This is a genomic window from Sphingopyxis terrae subsp. terrae NBRC 15098, assembly GCF_001598815.1.
In the GTDB taxonomy this organism is placed as follows: domain Bacteria; phylum Pseudomonadota; class Alphaproteobacteria; order Sphingomonadales; family Sphingomonadaceae; genus Sphingopyxis; species Sphingopyxis terrae.
Genome location: NZ_BCZQ01000004.1, coordinates 298,200 through 309,687 on the forward strand (window position 1 = coordinate 298,200; position 11,488 = coordinate 309,687).

Annotated in this window: 6 protein-coding genes; 1 reads left to right on the plus strand and 5 read right to left on the minus strand. The window is 64.4% G+C overall.

Annotated elements, in window-relative coordinates; all coding sequences use genetic code 11:
• The first annotated feature begins 472 nt into the window (after positions 1-472).
• Positions 473-3,484 carry a TonB-dependent receptor gene (locus STE01S_RS04215; RefSeq protein WP_062765109.1) on the plus strand — a complete coding sequence of 1,004 codons (3,012 nt, stop codon included), beginning with the start codon at positions 473-475 and terminating at the stop codon, positions 3,482-3,484.
• 457 nt (positions 3,485-3,941) lie between these two features.
• On the opposite strand, the gene STE01S_RS04220 is transcribed toward STE01S_RS04215, so the two are convergent.
• The 5 genes from STE01S_RS04220 to STE01S_RS04240 are packed head-to-tail and all read right to left on the minus strand — an operon-like array spanning position 3,942 to position 11,445.
• Complete coding sequence (locus tag STE01S_RS04220; RefSeq protein ID WP_255265874.1) at positions 3,942-4,673, minus strand: TetR/AcrR family transcriptional regulator; 732 nt, start codon at positions 4,671-4,673, stop codon at positions 3,942-3,944.
• Positions 4,674-4,682: 9 nt separating this feature from the next.
• Entirely contained in the window at positions 4,683-6,527 is a 1,845-nt protein-coding gene (locus STE01S_RS04225; RefSeq protein ID WP_062765111.1) for a tetratricopeptide repeat protein, read from the minus strand.
• Positions 6,528-7,904 carry a PEP-CTERM-box response regulator transcription factor gene (gene prsR / locus STE01S_RS04230; protein WP_062765114.1) on the minus strand — a complete coding sequence of 459 codons (1,377 nt, stop codon included), beginning with the start codon at positions 7,902-7,904 and terminating at the stop codon, positions 6,528-6,530.
• A complete protein-coding gene (gene prsK, locus STE01S_RS04235) occupies positions 7,901-10,054 on the minus strand; it encodes an XrtA/PEP-CTERM system histidine kinase PrsK (protein WP_062765196.1) in 2,154 nt (717 codons plus the stop codon). Before prsK ends, prsR begins: the two co-directional genes overlap by 4 nt.
• A 2-nt stretch (positions 10,055-10,056) precedes the next feature.
• Positions 10,057-11,445: a TIGR03013 family XrtA/PEP-CTERM system glycosyltransferase gene (locus STE01S_RS04240; RefSeq protein ID WP_003044252.1), complete on the minus strand. Its 1,389-nt coding sequence runs from the start codon at positions 11,443-11,445 to the stop codon at positions 10,057-10,059.
• Positions 11,446-11,488: the final 43 nt, after the last annotated feature.

An 11,488-nucleotide genomic window follows, 5' to 3' on the forward strand; every position in this document is an offset into this window, starting at 1 on the left:
TGGCTCGCCGCTGGGACGCCACGCGATCGCCGATACCCGCACGCAATGGATGGAACGGGACTCGATCCTGCCGCATCGTCGGCGGAACCCAGCCCTGTGATCTGCGCGACGGCCGCCGCGAGCGTGGACCGGGAGACGCGAAAGGGCGTAGCCGATACCGTTCATATCGGCTGCAACGACGATAGCGATCTTCTTGCGCCCCGCCCATGATGCGATGGCAAAGATCGCAGGGCGTATCACGCACGCAGGACGATACCGGATAAGGGGGGGCGGCCTTCCGTTCGGGCGCGCGGGCGCGACCGAGAGCGGGCGGAGCATGGCATGGAGGCGCGCTAAGTCACTAAAAAGACGCCAAGCCTTTATTCATATATACATTGGTTTTAATGTATATTGACATCAATATCAACATGGCTCAGCTTCCTGGCAGGAGAAAGCTCCAGCCGGCTACCGGCACAAAATCAGGGGAGAGAATATGCTACACATCCGGCCCGCTCGCATTTCGCGCACGGTCAGCCTTCTCGCGTTGGGAATCGCCATCGCGACTCCCGCGGCCGCTCAGCAGGGGCCACAGGCCGAGGAAGCAACGGACGGCAATCTGATCATCGTGACGGCGCAGAAGCGCGAAGAAGCCATTCAGGATGTGCCGATCGCGATATCTGCCTTCTCCGCCGAGGCGCTCGACAATTACAAGATCGAAAGCGGCTCGGAGTTGCTGCGCGCGGTCCCGAACGTGAATTTCTCCAAGAGCAATTTCAGCATGTACAACTTCTCGATCCGCGGGATCGGGACCAAGGCGATTTCGGCGTCCAGCGATCCCGCGGTCGCGGTGAGTTTCAACAACACGCCGCTGATCCGCAACCGCTTGTTCGAATCCGAACTCTTCGACATGCAGCGGGTCGAGGTGCTACGCGGCCCGCAGGGAACGCTTTATGGCCGCAACGCCACGGCGGGGGTGGTGAACCTGATTCCCGCGTTGCCCGATGACATGTTCGGGCTCGATACCAAGGTCGAGGTCGGCAACTACAAGACCATGCGGGCCAGCGGGATGATCAACGTCCCCATCACCGACACGCTGGCGATCCGCGCTGCCGGCGCACTGACAAGCCGCGACGGGTTCGACTACAACACATTTACCCAGCGACGCGTCAACGGCCGCCAGCTCTGGTCGACCCGCCTGTCGATGCAGTGGAAACCCAGCGATCGCCTGAAAATAAATGCGATCTGGCAGCATTTCGATGAAGATGACGATCGGTCGCGCACCGGCAAACAATTGTGCACGCGCGATCCCGGCCCGGCAGAGATCAATGGCATCCGGATTCCCGATGGGACGCAGCCGGGCGTCGTCACGCCACTTGAAGAGAATCTTCGGGGGCGCTTCAGCCAGGGTTGCCAATCCGCGTCGCTTTATGACGATGCCGCCTATGGCACGCCGAACGGATCGGGCCTTGCCTTTGTCGTCGCCGGTCAGGTGGTCATTCCGATGGGCCTTCCGCCGGGCAATTCCTTTCAGCAGGTCTATGCCTTCCTTCCGACCGATCCTTTTGTCGATGCAACCCAGTCGCGCAACCTCAGGGAAATCGCGACCGGCTATGATCCGGTTTTTCGCGCCAAGAACGATATCTTCCAGGGCAATGTGGAATTCGACGTCACCGATGCCCTGACCTTCGTGTCGCAGACCGCCTATGCCCGCGATCGCTACTATTCGTCGCAGGACTATAATCGCTTCGTATCCGGACCGTTGTTCAGCGATACGACCGGGCTGCTCGACCCGCAAACAGGGGTTCCGATAAGCCAGGCTCATGCCGCGCCGGGTGGCATTTTCTGCGACCCGCAGCTGGGCTGTTCCAACCGGCTGCTGGCGGTCGATCTCAGCCGGTCGCGCAATCGCCAATGGTCGCAGGAGTTTCGTCTGCAATCCTCCTTCGACGGACCGTTCAATTTCAACCTTGGCGTCAATTATCTCGATTTCAAAACGCAGGACGACTATTTCGTTTTCAACAACGCCTTCACCTACATCGCATATAATCTGTACAATCGTTCGCCCCCCTATGGCACGACCAATTACGACCCCTGCCCGATCGGAACGACGGGAAGCGATTGCGTTTACGTCGACCCCAATCCAATCGATTCCCTCGATGAACAGGGCCATAATTATTTTCTCAGCCGCAATCTGGTGCGGACGAAATCCTGGGCGATTTTTGGTGAGGCTTATTGGAACGTCACCGAAAATCTGAAGATCACCGCAGGCCTGCGCTGGACCAAGGACAAGAAAACCACCACGCCGGTGCAAAGCCAGTTGCTGCTTGGCGGCGGCGGCGGGACCATCGGGACGAGCGGCGGCAATGTAAGCTTCGGATATCCGACCGATCCCGATGTCGTCCAGAAATGGTCGGAACCGACGGGCCGCATCGTGATCGACTGGAAGCCCGATCTGGGCTTTGCCGACCAGACTCTGATCTATGCGTCTGCCTCGCGCGGTTACAAAGGCGGCGGCACCAACCCGCCGCGCCCAAATCTGAACCCGCGTATCGTCCAGTTCCAGCCACTGCCGGCGACCTTCAAGCCCGAATATGTGACCGCCTTTGAAATCGGGACGAAGAACAGCTTCGACGGGGGGCGGGTCACGCTGAACGCGACGGCATTCTATTATGATTACGAAGACTACCAGATCTCGCAGATCGTCGATCGCATTTCGCTCAATGAAAATTTCGACGCGACGAGCTGGGGCCTCGAACTCGAAACCGCATGGCAGCCGTCGCGCGCTTTCCGGGTCGACGCCAATCTGGGATATCTGCGAACCCGCCTCAAGAAGGGTGCCCGATCAATCGACGTGATGAACCGCACACAGGGCAATCCGGACTGGGTGTTGCTGCGCCCGTGGATCCAGCTGCCATCGAACTGCATCGCGCCGCGAGAGATCGTCGAGAATATCCTCAGCAATCCCGTGACCCAGTTCGGCGTGGGCCTGAATGCCCTGCAGGCGTTGTGCGGTGGGTCCAAGGAAATGGGAACCTTCGACCCGTCCATCACCGACGGCTTGCCGCTCTATCAGTTTTACGGGTTCGAATATAATCCGATCACCGATGCACCCAACGGCGGACGCGGATTTTTTGCCGATCTGGAAGGCAATGAGCTGCCCAACGCACCGCGCCTGACATTCAATATCGGTGCCCAATATACTATTCCCATCGACAATGGTGATTGGGAACTGACCCTGAGAGGCGATTATTACCGTCAGTCCAAAAGCTTCGCACGCGTATATAATAGCGCCTATGACCGCTTGAAGGGATGGGACAATGTCAACCTGGCGGTAACACTGATGCGACCCGATGATGAATTGACATTTCAGTTCTACGTTAAAAATGTCTTCAACAAATCGCCCATCACCGACTTATTCACCAACAGCGACGACACGGGATTAAGCACGAACGTATTTACGCTGGACCCAAGAATATTCGGCGTCAGTATCGCGAAGCGATTCTGAGGTCTATCTTCCAGCTTCCGGCGGGTCAGGCGAGTAAAATGGTCATACGGCCCGGCCTTCTGGTACTCGACCGGTTACGCGACAGCGGGCTGCCCCGGCATAATGTTGCGCTTAATCTGGCCGTTGGGCGCCGCGGAATGGGGGCGTCGCTGAACGCGAACTGGAATGGCCCGGCGCGCGTCCGCTTGGACGCCGCCGTCGGCGCGACGGAATTTCGTTATCCATCCTGGGCGCAGTTCAATCTGGGGTTGTTTGTCGAGCCCGAACGGTAGGGCGGAATATCGCGCGCGCGAAATTGGGCGTCCAATCTCAGAATATCCCTCGATGTCCAGAATATTCTGAACGGATATCAAAGGGTGACGGTTTTGGGCGCGACCACGCGACGCGGTTTGACGCGCGACGAAATCGACCCATTGGGCCGAACCATCCGCCTTAACATCCGAAAACAATTCTAGGGTCAGGACGCGGCTGGCGGAATTCCCGACGGAAGCAGGAACAGGGGCAGGATACGGGCCATCAGGTCGCGCATCGCATCGTCTTTTTGGTCCAGCATGTCGCGCAAATAAGGGCCAATCACCGCGTCGCCGAATGCACTCACCGCTATCATCAGCACCGCTGCCCGTACCCGGTTCTGTGCGCCCTCGTCCGTCGATTGGCCAACGATCGCTTCGACGAGCGAGCAAACCGCTTCGCGCACGGGCTCAAGGTGCGCCACATCTCCCGACAGGATGATCCAGGCCGCGAGCGGCCCGGCACCGCCCTTGTCGAAGGCGTCGAAAACCCGATCCGTCACCGCGCGCGGCGCCGCTGCGTCGGTCTTGAGCAATTCGACCACATGGCCAAGTGCGACCGTCAGGTCGTTGATCATCGATCCCATCAGGGCAGACTGAAGGCGGGCGGCCGACCCGAAATGATGCAGGACATTGGCATGCGACATACCGATGTCGTCACCGATATTCGCCAGCGTCACCGCCCCGGGCCCGCCCTCAAGCAACAAGCGCCGCGCCGCCGCCAGCCCCTCCTCGCGAACTTCGGGGCCCAGCCGCTTGCGCCGCTTCACGCGCGGCATCGCTTCCTTTTGCATTCCATTGTTCCTTGCGGCCGTCCCACCCACCTGGGCCGAAATCCTCGGCGTCCTTAGCGCAAAGCGCTCGCCTGTCACAATGCATCTGTGCCCGGGGGCGGGCACGCTAAGCCCTCACCGTCCAATCTGATCGGCCTTGTCGCGCAGGTCGGCGGCCGCCTGATCCCTGCCGCGCCGTTCGAGAAGATCGGCATAGAGTCGCATGATGTCGGCGTTCAGCGGTTGCAGGCGATAGGCGAGCGCGATCATCGGCAGCGCGCGGGCGTCGTCGCCCTTTGCGGCCCAGGCCCGCGCCAGTTCGCGCAGGATGACCACGTCGCGGTTGCCGATCCGTTGCCGCACCCATTCGAAATGGGCGATCGCCTGATCCCAATGCCGCAAGTCCATCGCCAGATGCCCCGCCAGCCGTTCGGCGGCGAGGCTCGATGGCTGGCGATTGCGCAGCGCGAGGATCGCCGCGCCCGATCCCGCCGGATCGCCCGAGCGATAGAGCGCGTTGGCGAGCCGCAGCGTCGTGCGCTCGCCCGCGTCGAGATCGCGCGCGGCACGATAGGCGGCGATGGCAAGATCATAGCGCTCGCCCGCCAGCGCCGCGTCGCCGAGCAGGATATGCGCGTCGGCGACGCCGCGATTGGCGTCGCGCAGCCGCGTCGCGCGCGCGATGGCCCGGGCATATTGGCCGCTTGCCATGTCGGCCGCGATCGCCGGGATCGCCTTTGCCGGATCGAGCGGGGCGGCATCGGCCGCCATCGCGACCAGGCCATAGTCGTTATCGACTGCAAAGGGCCCCCCCTCGCCGCGCGCCAGACTGGCGGCGCGCGCCTGATAATCCGCAGATACGCCGCCTCGGCCTTCTTCGGCAGCGACGCGTGCAGCAAGCAGCAGCGACCAGCTATCGGCGTCGCCGCGATCGACGATCGGTTGCAGCGCCGCCATCGCGCCGTCGTCGTCGCCATCGGCCCAGTTCGCCGCAGCCAGCACGCGCCGCGCGGTGAAATTGTCGGGCTGTTCGGCAAGCAGCCGCTCGGCCCAGCTCGCGCCGACCGCCTCGCCGCCCAGTTGCAACTCGACGATGGCGCTCAGCAGCATGAAGGCCGGTTCGTCGTCCATCTGCCCGCGCGTGCGCTGGAGCAGGCTGCGCGCGAGCTGATAATTGTCGGCGCGCGCCGCGAGCACCGCCTGCAGATAATAGATCCGCGGATCGCCGGGGATCAGCGTCGCAGCGTGGCGCAACGCGACCAGCATGTCGCGATAGCGGCCGATATCGCCGAGCGTCGCGGCCTGATCGATCAGCGCCCCGGCATTGTCGGGATCGGCGGCGAGCGCCGCGTCGTACCAGCGCAGCGATGCGCGCAGCCCCTCCTCGGTGCGGACGAGATTGGCCTTCAGCGCCAGCGCGGCGCTGTTCGTTCCATCAAGTTCGATCGCATAGTCGGCCGCATCGCGGGCGCCCTTGATATCGGCATTGGCATTGCGGAAGCGCGCGACATCGACCCACAACATCGAATCGCGCGGTAATTCGCGCACCGCGCGGTCATAGGCGTCGCGCGCCGACGCAAGGTCGCCATTGGCCAGATGGACATTGCCCGCGACCCACGCCGCCTCCCCCATCATTTCGGGCGCGATCGGACCGCCGTCGAGTTCGTCGAAGGCGCGGCGGCCGTCGCCCTGCATCGCATAGGCGCGCGCGAGCAGCGGGCGCAGCACGGCGCGATTGCCGCCCGCCTCGATCGTCGCCTTGACCGCGGCCTCAGCCGCCACTCCGTCGTCAAGCCGGAACAATATGCGGATCAGCCGGATGCGCGGTTCGAACGATTGCGGATCGTCGGCGACCGCCCGTTGCAGTTCGGCGCGGCGTTCCTGCAGGTCGGCGCGCGAACCCGGCGGCTGCGGCGCGGCGCAGCCGGCGAGCGCCGACGCCGCGACCAGCACGGCCAGCCAAGGCCCGCGCCATGCCATTCAGGCCTGAATCCGATATTGCTTGAGCAGGTCGTAAAGCGTCGGGCGACTGATCCCGAGCAATTTCGAGGCAAGCGAGATATTCCCCTCGCTTTGCGTCATCGCGCGGCGGATCGCCACGCGGTCGGCGGCTTCGCGCGCGCTGCGCAGATTGAGGTGGCTTTCCCCGGGCTCGTCGCCGCGCCCCGCCATGTCGAGATCGTCCTTCGTCACCAGCTTGCCGTCGGCCATGATGACCGCGCGCTTGATCCGGTTTTCCAGCTCGCGCACATTGCCCGGCCAGCGCGCCGCATCGATCGCCTGCAACGCGTCGGGGGTAAAGCCACGCACCGCCGGGTTCATTTCGGGCGCATATTTATGCAGGAAATTCCGCGCCAGCAGCACCGCGTCGCCCGGCCGTTCGGCGAGCGCGGGGATCTTCACCACCATTTCGGCGAGCCGGTAATAAAGGTCATCGCGGAAGGCCCCTTGGGCGATCATCGCGTCGAGGTCGCGGTGCGTTGCACAGACGATCCGCGTGTCGACTGCAATCGGCTTGCGGCCGCCGATGCGCTCGATCGTGCGTTCCTGCAGGAAGCGCAGCAGCTTCACCTGCAGCGGGAGTGGGATGTCGCCGACTTCGTCGAGGAACAGGGTGCCGCCGTGCGCCAGCTCGATCTTGCCCTCGGTGGTTTTGACCGCGCCGGTAAACGCGCCTTTTTCATGCCCGAACAATTCGCTTTCGAGCAGATTTTCGGGGATGGCGGCGCAGTTGATCGCGACGAAAGCGCCGTCGCGCCGCCCGCTCGCCTCGTGCAGCCCGCGCGCGAGCAATTCCTTGCCGGTGCCGCTGGCGCCGAGCAGCATCACCGACACGTCGAGGTTGGCGACGCGCTCGATCGTGCGCGCGACCTTCTGCATTTCGGGGGCGCCGGTGATCATGCCGCCGAGGACGCGGTTGTCGCCTGTCCCCGCCTCGGCAAGCCGCGCATTTTCGACCTCGAGCGCGCGGACGTGAAAGGCGCGGCGGACGATCAGCCCCAGTTCGTCGATGTCGATCGGCTTCTGATAGAAGTCCCACGCCCCGTTCGCGATCGCGGCAAGGGCGCTGGCGCGCTCGCCATGCCCGGACACGACGATCACCTTGGTATCGGGCTTCAGCTCGAGGATCGCCTGCAGGATGCGGAAGCCCTCGCGCGTCCCGTCGGGATCGGGCGGCAGGCCGAGGTCGAGTGTGACCACCGAAGGTTCTTCCGCGCGCAGCAGGTCGATCGCGCTGTCATGGTCGCCCGCGACCAGCACCTCATAATCCTCATAGGCCCATTTGAGCTGCGTCTGCAGCCCCGGATCGTCCTCGACGACCAGCAGTTTCGGGCGAGGCGCGCCGGTGTCGCTCATTGATTTACCGCTTTCCTGTCGTCCTGATCGTCATTGACCGCGTCGCGCCCGTCGGCGAGCGGCAGCCACAGCGAAAAATCGCTGCCCTTGCCCGGCTCGCTCGTCACCTCGATCCGCCCGCCCATCGCCTGCGCCAATCCCATCGCCTCGAACGCCCCCAGCCCGAAGCCGCCATCCTTGGTCGAAACAAAGGGTTTGAACAGTTCGTCGCGAATGAAGGCGCGCGTCATGCCGCTGCCCTGGTCGATGACATCGATCCGCACCCGGCCCTGTTCGGCGACCGCGATCAGTTGCACCGGCGTATCGGACGGCGAGGCGTCGATGGCATTGGTGACGAGATGCTGGACGATCTGGCGGATCGACGCCGCATCGCCCCACGCCGTCAGCCCCGCCTGACACCCGACGAACAGCGCGCGGCGCGCGCGCACTTCGGCTGCGACGTCGTTGAGCACCGGCTCGATCAGGACGCGTCCGCGCTCGCCCGCGGGTCCACGCCCGCGCGGCGACAGCCGTTCGAGCAGGTCGGACAGGCGCCCGGCCGAAATGCGCAGCGTCTCGATCATGTCGGCACGAAACTCCGGCTTGTCGGCATGGCGCTCGGCATTGCGCGCGAGCAGCGACAATTGGCTCGCCAGATTCTTGATGTCGTGCATGATGAAGGCGAAGCGGCGGTTGAATTCGTCGAAGCGCTTGGCTTCCGACAGCGCCTGCTGTCCCTGCGCTTCGGCCAGATAGCTCGCCGCCTGCTGGCCCGCGATGCGCAGCACGTCGAGATCCTCCCAGTCGAGCGCGCGCGACACCGGCGGGCGGTGGAGCACCACGACCGCTATCATCCGCTGAAAATGCAGCACGGGCACCACCACCCACGCCCGCGGGTCGGAGAGCAGCCAGTCGGGAATCGCCAGATCCTCCGCCCCCTGCCGCTTGCCCGCGCGTTCAGCGTCGAGATCGACGATGTGCCGCGTTTCCTGAAGCATATAGGCCGATCGCGGCGACAGCGACGCATCGCCCTGCCCCTCACCTTCGCCCGCCTCGGCCCAGCGCCACCGGTCAGCAGCCCGAAAGCCACCCTGCCCGTCGGGTACCAGCAGCAGCGCGCCGGGACTGCCGGTCAGTTCGGCAAGCGCCTTGGCGACACGGCGGTGGAGATCGCCCCCATCCTCGCCCCCCTCCACGCCATCGCCCGCCCGTTCACCGAACTGGCCCAGCGTCGCGGTGAAGCGCAGCCATTCGGCACGGTAATCATAGCGATGCTCGAAGAAATGCTTGGAGATCATCACCGACAGCCAGGCGCGCGTCGGCGCCGATAGCAGCAGCAGGCCGCCGATTCCCAGCGCCGCGATCAGGAAGATCCCCTGCGCCGCCTCTCCATAATCGCCGCCAATCAGCCGCGTGACCGCCCCGACGACGCCGATCAGCACCAGATATGCGGCCGCCGCGAGCAGCAACATCCCCCGTGCCGCGACGCTGCGCGACAGGCGGATACGCTCGCGCCCGACGTCCATCGCGGCGAGCACGAACAGCGGCAGGATCAACAGCGCGACCGCGGGAAGCAGCGCGATCAGCGTCGTCGCGCGGGTACCGGTCAGCGCCCCGATGAACTGGATATTGAGCTCATAGGTCCACAGCATCGCGAAGCCGCCGGCGATTGCCAGCACCGGGGTGCGGATCGCGGCGCTCGCGCGGCGCACGCCGCCATCGACGACGATCAAGCCGCCGGTCGCGACGATCATCGCCGAAATCGCAAGCGTCGGCGCCGCCCAGGATTCGGCCGCATCGCCGCCCTGCCAGATCGACAGCGCGCCGATACCGAACATCAGGAAACAGATGGTCAGCAGCAGTCGCTGAACCAGCCGCAGCGGCCGCCCCATCGGCGCCGCCGCACTCCAGAAACTGGCGCCGAGCCATAGCAGGATCGCCGCATCGCGCAGCGGTTGCACGACGAGCGCGGCCGCACTGTCCGGCCCCGCGAGCCACAAGGCGCCGCACCACACGGCCATCGCCGCCGCCGCCGCAGTCGTGGCGCGCGGCGCGGTGAGCAAGGCCGCCATGCGCGCGCGCGGCCGCACGAGCAGCCAGATCGCGGCACCCGAAAAGCCCAAGGTCCCAAGCCCGGCGAGCAAATGCGTAAGGCCGGCGAGCAGCGTCATCGTCAGCGCGCGCCCTCCGGCCACAGCACGACGCGCACCGTCTGGAGCAGGATCAGAAGATCGAGAAAGGGAGAATAATTTTTCGCATAATAGAGATCATATTCCAGCTTCACCCGCGCATCTTCGACCGACGCGCCATAGGGATAGTTGATCTGAGCCCAGCCGGTCAGGCCGGGCTTCACCATGTGACGCTCGGCATAATAGGGAAGCTGACGTTCGAGTTCGTCGACGAAGCTCGGCCGTTCGGGGCGCGGGCCGACGAAGCTCATCTCGCCCTTCAGCACGCACCAGAGCTGCGGCAGCTCGTCGATGCGCAGCTTGCGGATGATGTGGCCGACGCGCGTGATGCGGGGGTCGTTTTCCGCCGCCCACACCGCCTTGCCCGCCGCTTCGGCATCGGTGCGCATCGAACGGATCTTCAAGATATTATAGGGTTCGCCGAACAAACCGACGCGCGGCTGGCGATAGAGGACCGGCCCCTTGCTATCGAGCTTCACGGCAAGCGCCGCGATCAGCGCGAGCGGCAGGCCGATCACCAGCACGATCAGGCTGGCAACGATATCGAACAGCCGTTTGCCGACCTTGGAGATGCGTTGCCCCGCCGAAAAGCCGTCGGAAAAGATCAGCACGCTGGGGTTTGTCGTCGCCAGATCGACGCGGCCCGTCTCGCGTTCGATGAAGCTGGCGATGTCGTTGACATGCACGCCGGTGGTCTTGACGCGCAGCAGGTCGGCGAGCGGCAGCGCATTGCGCCGCTCCTCCATCGCAAGCACGACCTCGCCCGCGCGCAGCGCAACGACATGGTCGGAGAGGTTCGCGATCGCTTCGCGTGGGACCGCCTCGGCAATCGTGCGCTCGTTCCCGGTCATCGCAACGAAGCCGACGACGTCGATGCCGCTTCCCGGCGCCTCGGCCAGCGCGCGCAGCCGCGCTGCACGCGCGCCGGCGCCCAGCACGAGGATGCGCCGCTTGAACGCATCGGCGCCCGCACTTTGCGTCAGCGCCAGCCGGATGAGAAACAGTGCCGCGATCGCCAATCCCATCGCGTAAAAGCTGTTGACGCGCCACAGCGTCGCGGTCGGCAAGAGAAAGCCGACCACCGAAAGGAAAATGACGCCCAGCGAGACCGCGGCGAGCAGGCGCGCCGTCGCGAATTTCATCGATCGCAGCGCTTCGGCGCCATACATGCCGGTCGCCATCATCGCGAGCGAATTGGCGACGGCAAAGGTGGTGAGCGGCAACCAGCGATCGCCGAAGTCACCGGCATCGAAGCCGGCGATATGCGCATAAAGCGCCCACGCCGCATTGGCAGACGCAAACAGCGCTGCAAATTCGAGCAATGCGAGCCAGACGACCGCGTGCGGGACATAATGTTTGAACAAACGGAACATGTTGCGCCTGGCCCTTTCGGGCTGACATCCTAAGGTCGAGGCG

What these genes read in the sequence shown, in the direction of transcription:
- STE01S_RS04215 (WP_062765109.1), top strand. Translation starts at nt 473, where the DNA reads ATGCTACACATCCGGCCCGCTCGCATTTCGCGCACGGTCAGCCTTCTC.
- STE01S_RS04225 (WP_062765111.1), bottom strand. Translation starts at nt 6,527, where the DNA reads ATGGCATGGCGCGGGCCTTGGCTGGCCGTGCTGGTCGCGGCGTCGGCG.
- prsR (WP_062765114.1), bottom strand. Translation starts at nt 7,904, where the DNA reads ATGAGCGACACCGGCGCGCCTCGCCCGAAACTGCTGGTCGTCGAGGAC.
- prsK (WP_062765196.1), bottom strand. Translation starts at nt 10,054, where the DNA reads ATGACGCTGCTCGCCGGCCTTACGCATTTGCTCGCCGGGCTTGGGACC.
- STE01S_RS04240 (WP_003044252.1), bottom strand. Translation starts at nt 11,445, where the DNA reads ATGTTCCGTTTGTTCAAACATTATGTCCCGCACGCGGTCGTCTGGCTC.